This is a genomic window from Halobacteriovorax sp. DPLXC-1 (assembly GCF_036903125.1).
Taxonomy (GTDB): Bacteria; Bdellovibrionota; Bacteriovoracia; order Bacteriovoracales; family Bacteriovoracaceae; genus Halobacteriovorax_A; species Halobacteriovorax_A vibrionivorans.
Window position 1 is genome coordinate 896,680 of the sequence record NZ_JAYMCO010000001.1, and the last position, 16,201, is coordinate 912,880.

Genomic DNA, 16,201 nt, shown 5'->3' on the forward strand with positions numbered 1-16,201 from the left:
CCGATAGTTGCGTTAACTAGGGGTGATAAATGAACAAAAGTTTTAAGTTTAAATTAATTTTACTATGTGTCTTTTTATCAATTGTTAGTATTTCGATTAGTACTGTTTCCTATTTTGGAATCTCAAAATTGAGCGATGAGTCTCATGAATTTAGTCGCGATATTATTCCACGCAGTATTCTTCTCAACGAAATGGATGTTAGCTATCAGAAAACAAGAATTGCTGTTCGTACATTAGGACTTGAGAATAATACCGCTTCAGAAAATGAGGCTGCGATCAACTCTACTCTTGAGATGATTGCAAAATACGATAATGCCGCCAAGAAATTAAAGTCAAAAATCCACGATGAAAAAGAAAAAGAGATCTTTAATAATCTTGAAAAGGAGTGGATTAATTTTAAAGCGGTTGGTGCTAGAGCTATTGAATTGGCAAAAGACGGAAGTGTTAAAGCGAGAAAAGAATTATTAGAAATCTTTCATGTACATTGTCCAGAGGCCGCTGAAAGCTATCAAGTCGCCTTGGATCTTTACACTAAAGAGATTTCTCAAGAAGTCGTAACTTCTGCGGCCGCATTTAATCAGACTGTAAGCTCTCTTAATTATACACTTCTCATTGTATCAATTATTGGGGTAATTCTAGGCCTTAGTGCCGGTGTTGTTTACGCTAATAAGATTTCTTTACGCATTAGAGAAACTCTTGAGCGTTTAACAAAGAGTTCAAACTTTATGACTAAAAGTGCAAATAATATTTCACTTACGTCAAATAATCTAACATCTTCTTCTCGAAACCAAGACCTTTCTTTACAAGAGTCTTCTGCGGCAATCGAGCAAGTAAGTTCCATGATAAAGGTGACTTCAAATAATGCTCAAGAGTCTACTGAACTTGCAAAAGAGAGTTTAGATAAAGCTGCTTTTGGACAGAAGATCGTTAAGAAAATGATTGATTCAATGAATGGAATTGATAGCGATATTGTCGAAATGGTTGAAGAGTTGGGCTCAAATACAGAAAAGATGCAGCAGATTATTAGTCTAATTGAACAAATTGAAGAAAGAACACAGGTTATTAATGATATCGTTTTTCAAACAAAACTTCTTTCTTTTAATGCATCAGTAGAAGCTGCAAGGGCAGGAGAGTCTGGTAAAGGTTTCTCAGTGGTTGCCGAAGAAGTCGGTAAGCTTGCTGAGATGAGTGGACACGCTTCTGTTGATATCTCTGAAATGGTTAGTTCAAGTGTAAAGGAAGTTAATCGTATGATTACTGAATCTAATGAAACACTTAACTCACTTGTTTCAAAAGTTAGAGATAGTGTTAACTCTGGAACTAAGGTTGCGGGAGAATGTGGTGATATTCTAGAGAGTATTGTTGAAAGTGTTGATGATGTTACAAAGGCCATCAACGAGATTTCAACGGCTACTTTTGAACAAGCAAAAGGTATTGAGGAGCTTCAAAGCTCTATCTCAAGTATTGATCTGTCTTCAAGATCTAATACTGGTATTGCTGAGGAAGCGTCTAAAGTTGCTGGAAAACTTTTAAATGAAGTTGTTCACGTTAATAAATCAATTGATGAAATTGAAACTGCCATACTTGGCGATGAAGCGGCCCCCAAAGCTGCCTAAAATAATCTGGCCTCAAGTTTATGAGTACTCTTCCTTTGTCACGAAGAGGCTGAATCATAGACTTGTAGGCCTTTTTCCCAAAGAATCTTTAAAACAAACCAAAAGATTATCGTTGCTCCTACCATGATCAGAAGGTAGTGCCACTTATTCATATCTAGTAGGAAGCGTACTGGTGCAGAGCCAATTAGCAGAATTGGAATAAAGAAAGAAAAAACTCTCTTTGTCATTGTTCCATAGATTAGATCTGGCCAACGTGATAATTGTTGCATCTGCATTCTAAAGAAATTTATTCCAACTCCCTCAACAAGCCAAAACATTGCACAACTTATAACGAATTCAATAACTGCTAGTAATGTTAATGATAGGATAAGTAATGGGGGCACAAGAAGCCATTGTATTAAAGTAAAACCGTTGGCATTAGCATAGTAGCAAAATATAGAGATCGCTGGAATCAATGTCGGAAGAGATGATGGGCGTACATAGCGAAAGAAGACACTGAAAATTGAGTTGAGAGGTCGCAGGATTGTATAATCGAGCTGACCAGATTTTAGATCATCACTAAAGCGCCAAAAGTTTTGACTAAAGATAATCATATGAAAGCAATCCATTAAAAGCATATATGTCAAAAATAACATGAACTCATTTCTGTTCCAGCCCTTCACTTGATCAACGTGATCAAAGATAAAGTCTAGTGTGAAATATGCTGAAGCAAAGAAAAAGAGATCCATAAAGATCATGAGAACAAAGCTAGTACGAAAGCTCATTGCTACTGAAGTACTTGTCGAGACAAACTTTGAATAAACGCTTAAGTAGTGCTTACATTCGTTTTTAAAACTCATTACATCCCCGCTGCCGTATAAAGTTTAATTCCACGTTTCCAGACTAATGTACAGATTACGCTAACACCTATAAGCCAAGGACTTAATACGCTAAAGAACGTTGAGTAACTAACTGGCTCTCCCATAAAGACTTTAATCGGGTAGTAGGTTAGATAAGGGAATGGTGTGTACATTAGAATCTCTCTAAAGAAGTCTGGATAGAGTTCTAAAGGAATAATTGCTCCGGATAAAAACACTGTAATCATTTGAAGCATAACCCTTAGGATCCATGTCTCTTCAAGCCAGAAGGCCATAACCCCAGTTAGGTATTGTAGAGAAAACCAAAATAGACTTACAAATAGGCAAACTGCAACTCCATTTAAAAGAGTTATAAAGTCTATATTTGGTAGGATTCCAATAAGAGAAAAGAAGAATATTGCAAAACCTGTGACACATAATTGAATCATTTGAAATCCAATGAATGATGCCGTGTGGAACTCCCAGAAGTTAAAAGGGTAGATGAGATAAGTTGATATTCTTCCCATTCTAATATCAAGTGCTAGGTTTAGAGCAGTGTGGCCCTGTGCAAGTTGTGAGACAACAAAGGCCCATACATGGTAAGTTAACATTGCACTAAGAGTATAGCCTTTAATAGTATCAAGACCTGTACTTTCAAAAATTGCCGTCCAAAGATTGTATTTAATAAATAGGAAGACAATAGCAGGTCCAATAATTTGTAAAAAGAAGTTTAGGCGGTATGCCGTATACTTCACTACAGAAATTTTAATTGTTTGCCACCACTTAATAAGATTAGACATTACTTAAGATCTCCGGATTTGCCATAATCTTTTTCATTACTTTTTCAATAGGAAGCTTTTCTGTATGAAAATCGATAACTGGATACTTAGAAAGAATTGCAGCGGATAATTGTGATAGCTCCTCTTTATCTACTCTCAATTCAACACTTGTATTGTGATCAAAGAAATCACAATCTAGCTTAGTCCAAAACTCTTCATTGCTATCAATTGACTTATCAAAGCTAAAGTAAACAGACTTCTTATCACCAAGAATTTTCTCCAAATTCTTTAGAGGCCCATCGTATGCTTTCTGCCCCTTTGAAATAAGAACAAGGTCCTTACAAAGAGCTTGTACATCGGCCATATAATGCGATGTTAAAATAATCGATAGGTCATTTTTTGCGTGATATTCTTTTAAGAAGTTTCTCATATTTTCTTGGGCCACAAGATCAAGTCCAATAGTTGGTTCATCGAGAAATAAAACTTCTGGTTCATGTAAAAGAGAGGCCATTAGTTCAAGCTTCATACGCTCACCGAGAGAAAGCTTTCTTACGTGAATATGAAAAAGTTCCGTTACATCAAGAAGCTCTCCCATATAGCCAAGTTTTTTCTTAAACATATCATCTGGTATTTCATAATATTTTTGAAGTAACTTAAATGAGTCCATGGCCGGAATATCCCACCATAGTTGCGACTTTTGCCCCATAACAAGGGCTATTTTCTTACGGAATTCTTTATCTCTTTGCCACGGCTTATAACCTGCAATTGAAACCTCTCCATCAGAGGGAACGATGATTCCAGTTAACATTTTCATAAGAGTTGTTTTACCGGCACCGTTTGGACCTAAGAGACCTTTGATCTCACCCTTTTCGACTTTGAAGCTGAAGTCTTTTACTGCATATTTTGTAATGGGGCTTCTATTAAAGAAAGACTTTACACTACCTTTAAAACCTTCTTCTTTCTTGTAACTTACAAATTTCTTTGTGAGGCCATTTGTTTCAATCATATTTAATTACTCGCTTGCGTGTTGATTTGTGTATTCGTACATAACAATACTTGCCGCTATTGAAACATTTAAAGATTCAGTTAGACCGTATTGTTTTATTTTTAACCTTTTTATTCCTGGCATATCTTTCAGTGGCCCAAATTCTTCGTGACCAAAGATAAATGCTGACTTCTGTGGAAGGTCGCATTTATTTAGAAATGTTTCTGCTTTTGAATCTAGAGTGAGAGGAGTGTAACCAAGTTCATTTATTCGCTCAATTGATTCTTCAATCTCATCGAAAAAGAATGTTTTCACTCTTTTAAGAGCGCCCTTTGCAATTGTGACATCGAAGAACTTCGTTCCAACAATATGGACTTCATAAATACTGTATATTTCACATGACCTAAGGATCTTTCCTATGTTGAAGCCACCCTTTAAGTGGTCCAAGACAATAATAATTTTATGTTGTCCGTGAACAGCTTTTTCTTTGGCTATCTCTAGTTCTTTCTCTAATTTCTTTTCTAAGAATTTTCTTGTTTTCTTGCTCATACTTGGGATAAATTACGAAATAAATCGGAGGTTTGCAATGAGCAATGAGACATCAAATGAAAATCAAATAGCTGTTTTTGGCGCAGGGTGTTTTTGGGGTGTTGAAGAGACCTTCCGAACGTTAGCTGGAGTAGTTGAAACAGAAGTTGGCTATGCTGGTGGTAAGTCTGATCAAACAACATATGAAGAAGTGTGTACTGATACAACTGGCCATGCTGAAGTCATTAAAATTACCTACAATCCTAATGTCATCAAATTTGAAAATCTCTTGGATGTCTTCTTTAAAAACCATAATCCAACGACACTTAATCGTCAGGGAGTAGATGTAGGTAGCCAATATCGAAGTGTAATCTTCTATTTGGATGAGGATCAGAGAGTTCAAGGTGAAAAGGCCATAAAAGAGCTTGATGAAAGTAATCGCTTCCCAAATCCCGTTGTAACTAAATTAGAAGCATTTAAAAATTACGTAAAGGCAGAAGAATATCATCAAAAATACTTGAAGAAGAAGGGTTTAACATCTTGTCTCATCTAAAATTGTTGAGAATATAAGCTCATGTTTTTATTGACAGTGGCGCAAGATCTAGGCAATCGCGATCATGTTCAATAAATAAATTAACTACGACTCATCCCCAGTTGCAGTAGATAGAGTACTGTAATCACATAAAAGTAAAGATTATCTCAGAATTCGACATTTCTTGCGCATAATAGTTAATAGCTCAACAATCATGAGTGAAGGAAGAGGAGTTTATAAATGAATATTGAAAACTTTAGAGAGACTTTTATTGCCCATGCAAGAGATGAAATTAAATCAATCGTCTCTCAATCAAAAATTAAAGGCGAGTTCAACTGTGACGTCTTTAATGAGAAATTAGTGATTATTTGGTCCGATGCCCAAATAAATGGACTAACTGAAGATGAGTTTTCAACTTTAGTTTCTGAAATTATTCCAACTCACTTTGATAACGTCGTTTTCCCATTCACTGACGATATACCGCTTGCAGCTTAATTGCTGTATTTTACTTTCATAATACTCGGGTATCGTTGACAACAGACGATACCCCGGTATTTTCTATTTCATCAAAAACACCATCTGAATTATCATCTTCTTTTTTAATATTAGTGAAACGCGGTACAAGAGCTACTGAGATTACAATGACAAAAGCTCCTAACATGGCCGTAGGGTCCAGGGTCTCTTTAAAGAATAGGTAGCCAAATAAGGCCGCAAAAATTGATTCACTTAAAAAGACTAAACCTACAATATGAGCAGGGATTGTTTTTTGTGCAACTATTTGTAGAGAAAAAGCAATTAGTGATGAAAAGATAGAGACGATTAAGAATCCCCATAGTGCAGAAGGGAAGCTTAGCGCCTTTGCAGAGTAGAGAACTTCAAGACTTGTTGCTCCTTCATAAATTAGAGCAAAAACTAATCCCATAATCCCCATGAAGATACATTGGAGAAAGTTAAAACGAATTGCATCCACGTTATTTGCATAGCGATCTGTTGCTATAATATGAAGAGAGAAAAAGACTGCTGATACGATGACAAAACCATCACCAATATTAAAATTATTAAAGTCCATACCATTCATCATCATAATCCCAAGCATTGAAGTCATGAGAAGGAGCCAGAAGGTTTTACGAACACGTTGTCCAAGAAAGATAACCGCAATAATTGGCGTAATAACGGCATAAAAGACTGTAAAGAAGCCTGATTTGGCCATTGTTGTTAGTGCAATCCCAACTGTTTGCAGTTGAAGAGCAGTCATTAGTAGCGCTGAGCAAACTAATCCACCGATAACTTCATCTTTGTTATTTGATAACTTTTTAAAATCACCTCTAAAGAGAAGGATTAATAAAGCGAAAAGACCGGCAAAAATATAGCGTAGAGAATTTGACCATACTGGTGAATAGTCAACAAGAGTAAAGCGAGTTCCGGCAAAGCCCATACCCCAAATCGCACATGCAATACTTAGAAGAATTATACCTTTCATGGGGCCAATATAAATTGAATTGAAATAGAAAACAATGGGAAAAGAGCGACAAAAGCCTAACGATATCGTTAGTTTTGAAAGGGCTTAAACTGAAATTGTTTGGTGCCATGAAAAAGTGACGAAATTTTTTTGACAAAAGCAAAGATCATTTATTGTTCATTTTCAGAAGTACCTGAAATTAAACGAGTATCCAAAAAAATTATTAGTATTTAAAAATTGTAGCAAAATAGATTTGTAGAAATGAAGTACACGCTACTTATTTTTTCAGGGGACGTTTAATGCAAAAAGATAATTTTAAGCAAACATTTTTAAATGAAGCAAGAAATGAAGTTCAAGGTATCTATTTAGAAACTACGATTGATGGTGATTTTAATGCCGATTTATTCTCAGAGAAATTAACACCAATCTGGACTGCTGCTTCCTTAAATGGATTAGATGAATTTGAATTTATATCTTTGGTCGAAGATATAATTAATAAAGATGCCCAGGAGATATATTACCCCTTTAGCCTTAACTATCGAGCTGTGGCATAGAATAAAAGTAGAGCTCCCTTATGGGAGCTCTCTTTTTTATTATAATAACTTATCATCAACGAGATTTGGTAGAGTGACTTTTAAAAGAGGCTCTTTTTCCATCGCTCTCTTAATTGCAAAAGTTGCACCTTCATTACGGGCCCAGCTTCTACGGTTAATTCCGTTATTGACATCCCAAAATAGCATCGACTTAATACGGCGATCACAATCTTCGCTTCCATCGAGAACCATTCCAAAACCACCGTTCATAACTTCACCCCAACCGACACCTCCGCCGTTGTGAAGAGAGATCCAAGTTGCTCCTCTAAATGAGTCACCAACGAAGTTTTGTACGGCCATATCAGCTGTAAAGCGAGAACCGTCATAAATATTTGATGTCTCTCTAAAAGGAGAGTCTGTTCCTGAAACATCGTGGTGGTCACGACCTAGAACTACTGGTGCCTTAAGCTTTCCTTCACGAAGGGCCTTATTAAAGGCAAGAGCAATTTCAATTCTTCCATCACTATCAGCATAAAGGATACGTGCTTTTGAGCCAACCACAAGATCGTTCTCTTTAGCACCTTTAATCCAAGTAATATTATCTTGCATCTGTTGTGTAATCTCTTTTGGTGACTCTTGCATTAGTCTTTCAAGAACTTCTGTTGCAAGTTGATCTGTTAAATCAAGATCCTCTTGAGTGCTAGAAGTACAAACCCATCTAAATGGACCAAAGCCATAGTCAAAGCACATTGGGCCCATGATATCTTGAACGTATGAAGGGTACTTGAAGTCTTCAGTAGATCCTTCTTTCATAATATCAGCACCTGCGCGAGATGCTTCAAGTAAGAATGCATTTCCGTAGTCAAAGAAGTACATTCCTTTATCTGCAAGTTTATTAACCGCGTTTACGTGTCTTATTAAACTCTTCCTAACTTCAACTTTAAATTGTTCTGGGTTATTTGCCATCATCTCATTTGATTCTTCAAATGAAAGATCAGCAGGGTAGTAACCTCCGGCCCAAGGATTATGAAGAGAAGTTTGGTCAGAGCCAATATCAATATGAAGATCACTGTCAGCAATTTTCTCCCAAAGGTTAATGATATTTCCCTGGTAAGCAAGTGAGACAGCTTCTTTATTATCTTGTGCTTTTTTAATTCTTGCCATTAGCTCATCAAGATCAGTGAAAACTTCATCAACCCATCCTTGCTCATGGCGAGTCTTTACGGCCTTTGGATTAACTTCCGCAACAACACCGATACAACCTGCGATAACCGCGGCTTTCGGTTGCGCTCCAGACATTCCACCAAGTCCTGCAGTAACAAAAACTTTACCAGCTGTTTCAGTAACGGCCTCTTTAGAAATTTTTCTTAGAGCATTTAAAACAGTGATAGTTGTTCCGTGAACAATTCCTTGTGGCCCAATATACATAAATGAACCTGCTGTCATTTGTCCGTATTGAGTTACTCCTAATGCATTGAATTTTTCCCAGTCATCTGGCTTTGAGTAATTTGGAATCATCATTCCATTAGTCACAACAACTCTTGGAGCATCTTTGTGGGATGGAAATAATCCTGCTGGATGACCAGAGTAGAGAACGAGTGTTTGCTCATCTGTCATTGTCGCAAGATATTGCATTGTTAAAAGATACTGGGCCCAGTTTTGAAAAACGGCACCGTTTCCACCATAAGTGATTAGCTCATGAGGGTGTTGAGCTACAGCATAGTCTAAGTTATTTGAAAGCATTAGCATGATGGCCGCTGCTTGTTTTGACTTGTGAGGGTACTCATCAATCGATCGCGCATGAATTTTATAATCAGGGCGATAGCGATACATATAGATACGACCGTACTTTTCAAGCTCTTCCTTAAACTCTGGAATTAGTTCAGCATGTAAATCACTTGGGAAGTAGCGTAGTGCATTTTTAAGGGCAAGCTTCTCTTCTTCTTGATTAAGTATTTTCTTGCGCTTAGGTGCGTGGTTAATATCTTCTTCATATTTCTTATATTTTGGTAAAACCTTAGGAATACCTTCTAATATTGCCTGTTGAAAAGAATTATTATTCACTCTTAATACCCCTTGTACTTATGTATATTAAAAGGCTTATATCACTTTACTCATTATCTAGAAAGCTAATGGTGTCATTTGACGTGTCTCGTTACGAATCAAATGCCTTAGAGAAAATCGAATTCAAGTGTGATATAATAATTATCTAACGAAAGGGGAATTATGCCAAAATTAGAAATCGGACAAGAAGTAGTATCAATAAACTTTGGTGTTGGTGTTATAACAGAAATTAAAGATATGAGTGGTGCAGAGTTTTATATTATTGAGTCTACTGAAGGTCGCTCAACTACAATGATTCCAACGGTAAAAGAAGATGCTTTTCGCCCTTTAAGTTCTGAAAATGAATTAAGTAAAACTCTTGATCGTATTACTGAAGAGAGTAAGCCTTTAGAGTTTGACTCTAAAAAGGATCGTATTAACTTCTTTAAGTCTAATATCCAAAAACAAGATATTGATACTTTTGTAACTAATATTCAACAGCTACTACAAATTAGTGACAAAGGCGCAGCAGAGTCGAAATACCTTGAAATGCTTCTTGAGAATCTATCGATTGAAGTTGGAGCAGTTTTTAATGAGGATCTCAACCAAGCAAAAGAACGTGTGAACTCTTGCTTGGAAGGTAAGTTTTCTTTATAGGTTTATCTTCCTAGGTAGAGAATTCTATTCATTCTGAATACTTCTTCACCACCACAGCTACCCATTTTACAAACATTTGCTTCGTAACAATCTTTACGAGCATTGTATTTGTAGTCTTCGTCTCCACGAACTAGGATTCCTTCAACGATTCCTGTTTCTTCGTTGAATACTGCTGAACCTGAGTTTCCAGAGAATGTATCTAGGTTTGTTTCGAAGCTATAGAAGTCGCTATCATCACGTACATAGGCTCCTGCAGCTACTTTTGAAGGCAGACCTGATGGGTGTCCAATAACAAATACTTTTTCACCTTTTCTAATATTTTCAGATTTCTTCGTTCGGTATTCAAGTGGTGCACGATCTTCAACTCTTCTATCTAATTCAATTAGGGCGAAGTCTTCACCTGTGTAACGGCTAAGTTTTTGTACAACAATTCTCTTACAAGAATAAACATTCTTTGCTTCAATTGTTCTAGCATCGTCGCGAGGATCTTTTTTTGAATAATCAAAAACCCAATAATTGTCGTAACAATCTGTTACTGAAGTTGCACAGTGACCAGCCGTTGCAACATATTGTCTTCCATCTTTTTCAATTAGAAAGCCTGAACAATCTGCAACGTCGACTTGTTTATTAAATCTTTCGCCTTCACAAAGGTTGATTTTAGAGTCGATGGCCTTGTATGTATCTGAGTCTTGATTTTTTTGTTTCTTTAATTTGTTTTTTGGAATCATTGCTAGAGTTGATCTTTGAAGATCTAGCTTTGTTTGATTCATTACTTCGTATTGATCTAGTCGATTATCTTCACCGTAAACAACCTTATCAATAGCAAGAGTGTTAACAGATGATAGAAGTAGAGTAAGAGTGAGCAATACATTGAAGTTAAAATTCATTTTCTTTCCTTATTTTTGTGCGTGCATCCTTCTATCAACGTTATGTGTAAAAAGTACAGGGTAGCGTCATAAGTAATTTGTAACAAGTTCTTACATCCCATGAATACTATTGAGTGATGTAGCTAAGTTGCTGATATCACATTTAAAGTTATGGTGAAATTTACCGATAAGTTACCGAGATGAGAGAACTTAGATGAGTTTAAAACACATTATTTCTATATTCATAATTTTGGCCGTGAGTACGTCATGTCAGATGACTGGTGACCAAATTCAAAATGGTCAATCTCAGATGATGGCCGAACGTATCTATAAAGAATCAGATATTCTTGATGCTGTTGACGATGTCATTGGTCCGGATGGAAGGCCAATTAAAGACAGATCATCACAAGAGGCGATGGAAGATCTAACTGATGATTATACAAACTTTCCTTCATCTAATGAGGTTAATAATTATATTAATGAGAGCCTGTCTTTTAATGGTCAATGTCGAATCGAAGAGGCTGATAAGGATTATGCCTATGGAACTCTTTATACTCGAGGCTCTATGGGTGCCAGACGAGTCTTAGCAACGATATATCAAAGTTGTGATGCAATTGATTTTGTTATGGATGAAACGACACCAAGGCTTAGTGGAGTTTCTACTCGTCCAGCAACCTTGACTGATGGAAGTAATTTTAGACAAAGAGTTATCACTAATCGAAATGCGATGGTTAACTCTCACGCAATATTAAGTCAGCTGGATAAAGATCCTGAGTTTCCTTCGGAGAAATGTATCGATACAACTCAGAGGCCTCCTGTTTATGGCTATGGCTCAAGAAAGGGACTAAGAAGTCGTGAAATCAATCTCTTTACAAGAGGTCAAGGTGTTGCAAAAAATAATGTTCAAGCTTCTGGTATCGATTGTTCTGAGTTTATTTCGGCCGCATTTGCAGCGGAAGGACTAAAGTTTAATAAATCAGATCGTGACTTTAATTCACTGACGACGACATCTCTTCATTACGCTTCAGATAATTCAGATTCATGTGTAAAGCCTGTGGAGTTTGATCTTCCATATTCGATTCAGTCAGGTGATATTATAAACTTAAAGGGAAGCCATGTTCTTATGGTGGATACAGCAGGGCCTGACCCTCTTGGGATTCGCGGTGCCGCAGAATCAAATAGCTGTAATTCGATAACGATTAATGATTTTGATTTTACATATATTCACAGTGGTGCCCTAAATAATTATGGGCCAGCAAGAGTCTCAGCTAAGATTCATGCAACTAAGCGTTCAACAATGTTCAATAATTTGCTGGCACAAGCAAGAACGGCCTGTACGAGACTAGTGCAGGGAAGAGCTTCTTCACAAAAGATGAGAAGTGGACGTTTTAGTATTCTTCGTCATGATTCTGGCAACCCTGCCTGTTATTATGAAGACTATGGTAAACTCAAGGGTGAAGAATGTATTAATCAGTGCTTTGGAGAAAGGAGGCTAAATGATGGTTACTAAAATACTCATAGCGGCCTTTTTATTTATATCTGTAAGTGCAAGTGATCTTTGTCCAAAGAATAAAGATCCAAAGACAGTTGCAAAGGATTTAATTTCTATCGAAATGAGTGGAATTCGTCTTATTACAGGTGCAAAAAAACAGTGTTTAAAAGAAGAGTTTAAAGAATATCGTTTCAATCATGATCCTGATTATGATGATCCTAAAAACTTAGAATATATTCTAGATTCAAAATCGAATATCAAAATAGAGAAGGTCGAATTAATTGATAAAGAGATTTTTCAATATCGTGCTTCTTATCAGGTAAATGTGGTTGATATAAAAGGTAATAGTAGTGTTGTTAAAGATAGAATTACTTTTATGTTAAATACAACTTCTAAGTCTCAGAAGGTTGGGGGATGTGCAATGGTCATTGAACCACCTGAAAAACTCGTTTTATTAAAATCATGTCAAAAATAAAAAAGGCTCCAAAAAGGAGCCTTTTTCATTTCTTATTTTGCAATTTTTACTAATTCTTCTAGTGCGCCTTTTGCTGCGTCTTCATTTAATGGCTTGCCATAATTTGTAAGTAATTTACGACCTAGGACATTCATACCAATAAATGAAAGTTGATTTAACATAGCTCCTAGAACGTATTGGCCGCCACCTCCGGAGTGAGTTCCGATTAAAGCTGGCTTATTAACAAACGCTTCTCTCCAAGATTCTCCACCCGAACGAGATACCCATGCGATTGCATTGACAAAAGATGGTGAAACAGAGCCATTATATTCTGGTGTCAGAAAAACAAATCCCTTTGCAGCAATAAATTTCTCAGTTAGCTTTTTCCCGTCTTCTGGAATTCCATTTTCCTCTTCTTGAGTCGTATAAAGAGGAAGGTTGAAGTCACTTAATTTTACAACTTCAAATGATTCATCCGTATCTTTAGACAGGCTTTCTAGTGTCTCTGCCATTTTTAAATTCATTCCGTCACTTGCAGCAACGATTAAAAAATCACTCATATTTTCTCCTGATCAGTTATTCAAGTTCCTTGATTAGTAATAATGCTCTTTGTCCTAGTATCACCTTTGAATTGGGAAAAATCATTCGTAAATTTTCTTCCGGGCAAAGGTAAGGTTGTTCATTTTGTGTAAATATATGCTCACCTTTTTTAAAAGGGGTGAAATTTGCACTTTCTTCTTCCTCAAAAGTAAATTTGAAGTCTTCAAATTCTTTATTAATTGATTCAAAGATTGTAAATGCCTTTGGTGCTTTCTTCTTTTCTAACTCATGTCCACTTAATAGTTTTTCGATAGTCTCTTGTGCCGCTTGAAACTTTCCAGGTGGGTTTTGTCCAAAAGGATAGACTTTGCCAAGCTCTACAGTTGCACTAAATGCATTAAAGTTAGTAAATGAAAATGAGCTAAATACGGTTGATTCTTTGTGTGAAAAGAGTGACGCTTCGATTCCCATATTAGCTAAAATTAGGTTGAATTCATCGTCACGTCTACGCTCTTCGTTTTTAGGAACAAGAGCAAACCTTTCAATCATACTCTTTTTTAGAGCGCAGTGAAGGTCGAAGTGAAAAAGGTCTTTATCTTTTACCTCTTTATAAAAATCAAAACAGACCTTTTCAATAATTTCTGCTCGTGACTTTTCATAGTATTCATCTAAGTCCTTATATGCACCGTTAAAGCATCGGTTGAGGTTGTATTCACTAAACCTTTTACCTATATTCATGGCCTTTGGGTTACCAAATATAAATAGGGTTGGAGCCACTAAGTTTAAAGAGCCTGCAACCAGTTTATTGAGAATTTCATTTGTAAATTCAATTGGGGCCGTTTCATTGCCGTGAATCCCACAGGAAATGATAAAAGCATCTTCTGTTGAAGAAAGCTTAGGAATTGCTTTAATTATTCCTGTATCAAGAATATCAAAACGAATATCATTTTTTACAAATGAGCTCTTTTCTAGGTGCTCTTCATTTTCTCTTGTTGTTTTTAGAAAGTTAAATTCTGTCACAGGCCATCCTTTTATACACGCTTTGCACTGAAACCTTTTGACGTCAGTTCATCAACAATTTCACGAATATGCAAATGTCCTCTCGTTTCAAGTGTAAATTCAACTTCTGTTTCTCCAAGAACACTTGTTGTGAAGGCCCTATTGTGGTGAATTTCTAAAATATTGGCTTCTTTGCCACCAATGATACTTGCGATATGTGCAATTGTACCCGGTGTATCGGGAACATTAACAACAATTGAACAAGAGCGCCCAGATGTTACAAGTCCTCTTTCAATAATTCGATCAAGAATATTTAGGTCTATATTTCCACCACTAACTACAAGAACAACTTTTTTTCCTTTTATATCACTTAATTGATCATAGAGGAGAGAGGCCACTGATGCGGCTCCAGCGCCTTCTGTTAATATCTTCTCGTATTCTAATAAAGTAACGATAGCATGAGAGATTTCAGTTTCTTTGACTGTTACTATCTCATCAACATATTTTTTTACAATATCAAAGGTATTCTCAAGAACGGTTGTTACAGCGATTCCATCGGCAATCGTTTTCTTCTTTTCAATTGTTGTGATGTTGCCTTTTTCTTGAGATTGTTTCATGGCCGGCATCTCAGATGCTTCAACTCCAACAACGTGACACTTTGAACCACTTTCTTTAATTGCAGTGGCGATTCCTGAAATTAATCCTCCGCCACCAATTGGAACGGCAATAATATCGGCATCACTTAGTTCATCTAAGATCTCAAGCCCAATTGTTCCTTGTCCCGCAATAATATCCTTATCATTAAATGGATGAATAAAGACTTGGCCATTTTCTCTTTGGATCTCTAAAGCTTTTTGATAGGCATCATCATAGAAATTACCGTGAAGAATTACTTCAGCACCAAACTTCTTTGTTCCTTGTATCTTTGCAAGTGGAGTCGATTCCGGCATTACAATTGTCGCTTTTATACCGAGCTGTTTCGCCGCAAGAGCAACCCCTTGAGCATGATTTCCTGCTGAAGATGCAATGACACCTTTTTCTCTTTCTTCTTCTGAAAGTTTTGAGAGGCGATTAAGTGCTCCTCTAACTTTATATGCTCCAGTTAATTGTAAGTTTTCTAGTTTTAAATAAACTTCACAATTGAATTTCTCACTTAAAGTTGTTGAATAGGTTAAAGGAGTCTTAATAATTCGATTTTCTATATTAAGACGAGCCTCTTTAATATCATTTAGGTCTACAATTAATTTATCTGTCATAAGGAAATCTTACTTCTTTTCGTAGTCAACTTCAAAGGTGTTTGCGTCAACTTGACGTGCTCCATGACTTTCTTCACGATTATCCTGGGCCTTTTCAAACTGTTCCTCAAAGCGAGCTCGAGTATTGTAAGCATTTCCACTATATGATGAGAATCCACCGCCATTTTTGAAGGAGTAAAATTGCATATTTCCTGTTTGAATTGATTTAAGAAAGAACTTTCTCATATACATGGCCCAAAGATGTCTTGTAAGAGGAAGAACCATCGATAGGCCTAGAATATCTGTTAAAAAACCTGGAGTTAAAAGAAGTAGACCACCACCAAAAACAAGTAGTCCGTGAATAAAGCTTGAAGCTGGAACTCGACCTTGAGAAAGCTCACCTTGGATTTTTGCTAAAAGAGCTGCGCCTTGAGACTTTGCTAGTGCTGCACCTATGATCCCTGTTAGTACAACAACAAGAAATGTATTGGCACCACCAATTTGTCCACCGATCGAAAATAGTAGGTAGATCTCAATGGCCGGAACCACAGTAAATAATAATAGCAATATTGGAAACATGTTACCTCATTTATTAATTGTGTAACATAAAGATGGGAGCAGTTGGGAGAGTGTCAAGGGTAGGGGCC

Annotated in this window: 18 protein-coding genes; 7 read left to right on the forward strand and 11 right to left on the reverse strand. The window is 36.5% G+C overall.

The genetic code is table 11. The annotated features are described in order from the left end of the window. Positions 1-29 precede the first annotated feature (29 nt). On the forward strand, positions 30-1,616 hold the full coding sequence (locus VCM44_RS04355; protein WP_334678102.1) for a HAMP domain-containing methyl-accepting chemotaxis protein: 1,587 nt from the start codon (positions 30-32) through the stop codon (positions 1,614-1,616). A 38-nt stretch (positions 1,617-1,654) separates the two neighbouring features. On the opposite strand, the gene VCM44_RS04360 is transcribed toward VCM44_RS04355, so the two are convergent. The 4 genes from VCM44_RS04360 to VCM44_RS04375 are packed head-to-tail and all read right to left on the reverse strand — an operon-like array spanning position 1,655 to position 4,765. Further along, entirely contained in the window at positions 1,655-2,455 is an 801-nt protein-coding gene (locus VCM44_RS04360) for an ABC transporter permease (RefSeq protein ID WP_334678103.1), read from the reverse strand. Continuing rightward, entirely contained in the window at positions 2,455-3,252 is a 798-nt protein-coding gene (locus VCM44_RS04365) for an ABC transporter permease (RefSeq protein WP_334678104.1), read from the reverse strand. Before VCM44_RS04365 ends, VCM44_RS04360 begins: the two co-directional genes overlap by 1 nt. Beyond that, the gene (locus tag VCM44_RS04370; protein WP_334678105.1) at positions 3,245-4,237 is read right to left on the reverse strand and encodes an ABC transporter ATP-binding protein; all 993 of its coding nucleotides are present in this window, start codon (positions 4,235-4,237) and stop codon (positions 3,245-3,247) included. The genes VCM44_RS04365 and VCM44_RS04370 overlap by 8 nt, the downstream gene beginning before the upstream one ends. A 6-nt stretch (positions 4,238-4,243) precedes the next feature. Further along, positions 4,244-4,765, reverse strand: coding sequence for a TrmH family RNA methyltransferase (locus VCM44_RS04375; RefSeq protein ID WP_334678106.1), 522 nt, complete (start codon positions 4,763-4,765; stop codon positions 4,244-4,246). Between the two features lie 37 nt (positions 4,766-4,802). Here VCM44_RS04375 and msrA point away from each other — a divergent pair, with 37 nt between their 5' ends. Continuing rightward, on the forward strand, positions 4,803-5,297 hold the full coding sequence (msrA, locus tag VCM44_RS04380) for a peptide-methionine (S)-S-oxide reductase MsrA (RefSeq protein WP_114705412.1): 495 nt from the start codon (positions 4,803-4,805) through the stop codon (positions 5,295-5,297). A 219-nt stretch (positions 5,298-5,516) separates the two neighbouring features. Continuing rightward, complete coding sequence (locus tag VCM44_RS04385) at positions 5,517-5,771, forward strand: hypothetical protein (RefSeq protein WP_334678107.1); 255 nt, start codon at positions 5,517-5,519, stop codon at positions 5,769-5,771. A gap of 16 nt (positions 5,772-5,787) precedes the next feature. Here the strand turns inward: VCM44_RS04385 and VCM44_RS04390 are convergent, their stop codons facing one another. Continuing rightward, positions 5,788-6,756, reverse strand: a complete 969-nt coding sequence (locus VCM44_RS04390) for a DMT family transporter (protein ID WP_114705410.1) — start codon at positions 6,754-6,756, stop codon at positions 5,788-5,790. Positions 6,757-7,034: 278 nt separating this feature from the next. On the opposite strand from VCM44_RS04390, the gene VCM44_RS04395 reads away from it, so the two are divergent. Next, positions 7,035-7,289, forward strand: coding sequence for a hypothetical protein (locus VCM44_RS04395; protein ID WP_114705409.1), 255 nt, complete (start codon positions 7,035-7,037; stop codon positions 7,287-7,289). Positions 7,290-7,328: 39 nt separating this feature from the next. Here the strand turns inward: VCM44_RS04395 and VCM44_RS04400 are convergent, their stop codons facing one another. After that, a complete protein-coding gene (locus VCM44_RS04400; protein WP_114705408.1) occupies positions 7,329-9,332 on the reverse strand; it encodes a urocanate hydratase in 2,004 nt (667 codons plus the stop codon). Between the two features lie 162 nt (positions 9,333-9,494). Here VCM44_RS04400 and VCM44_RS04405 point away from each other — a divergent pair, with 162 nt between their 5' ends. Next, positions 9,495-9,968, forward strand: a complete 474-nt coding sequence (locus VCM44_RS04405; RefSeq protein ID WP_114705407.1) for a CarD family transcriptional regulator — start codon at positions 9,495-9,497, stop codon at positions 9,966-9,968. 2 nt (positions 9,969-9,970) lie between these two features. Here the strand turns inward: VCM44_RS04405 and VCM44_RS04410 are convergent, their stop codons facing one another. After that, positions 9,971-10,855: a trypsin-like serine peptidase gene (locus VCM44_RS04410; RefSeq protein WP_114705406.1), complete on the reverse strand. Its 885-nt coding sequence runs from the start codon at positions 10,853-10,855 to the stop codon at positions 9,971-9,973. A gap of 193 nt (positions 10,856-11,048) precedes the next feature. On the opposite strand from VCM44_RS04410, the gene VCM44_RS04415 reads away from it, so the two are divergent. Together VCM44_RS04415 and VCM44_RS04420 are read left to right on the forward strand one after the other, a co-directional pair. Continuing rightward, the gene (locus VCM44_RS04415) at positions 11,049-12,344 is read left to right on the forward strand and encodes a hypothetical protein (protein WP_334678108.1); all 1,296 of its coding nucleotides are present in this window, start codon (positions 11,049-11,051) and stop codon (positions 12,342-12,344) included. After that, the gene (locus VCM44_RS04420) at positions 12,331-12,801 is read left to right on the forward strand and encodes a hypothetical protein (protein ID WP_334678109.1); all 471 of its coding nucleotides are present in this window, start codon (positions 12,331-12,333) and stop codon (positions 12,799-12,801) included. Before VCM44_RS04415 ends, VCM44_RS04420 begins: the two co-directional genes overlap by 14 nt. Positions 12,802-12,833: 32 nt before the next feature. Here VCM44_RS04420 and VCM44_RS04425 read toward each other — a convergent pair whose 3' ends face one another. From VCM44_RS04425 to VCM44_RS04440, 4 genes are read right to left on the reverse strand one after another with little or no spacing between them, the layout of a single operon-like run. Then, positions 12,834-13,340 carry an NADPH-dependent FMN reductase gene (locus tag VCM44_RS04425; RefSeq protein ID WP_114705403.1) on the reverse strand — a complete coding sequence of 169 codons (507 nt, stop codon included), beginning with the start codon at positions 13,338-13,340 and terminating at the stop codon, positions 12,834-12,836. A gap of 16 nt (positions 13,341-13,356) precedes the next feature. Continuing rightward, on the reverse strand, positions 13,357-14,340 hold the full coding sequence (locus VCM44_RS04430) for a succinylglutamate desuccinylase (protein ID WP_334678110.1): 984 nt from the start codon (positions 14,338-14,340) through the stop codon (positions 13,357-13,359). A gap of 11 nt (positions 14,341-14,351) precedes the next feature. After that, positions 14,352-15,575, reverse strand: coding sequence for a threonine ammonia-lyase (gene ilvA / locus VCM44_RS04435; protein WP_334678111.1), 1,224 nt, complete (start codon positions 15,573-15,575; stop codon positions 14,352-14,354). 9 nt (positions 15,576-15,584) lie between these two features. After that, entirely contained in the window at positions 15,585-16,133 is a 549-nt protein-coding gene (locus VCM44_RS04440; protein WP_114705401.1) for an FxsA family protein, read from the reverse strand. Positions 16,134-16,201: the final 68 nt, after the last annotated feature.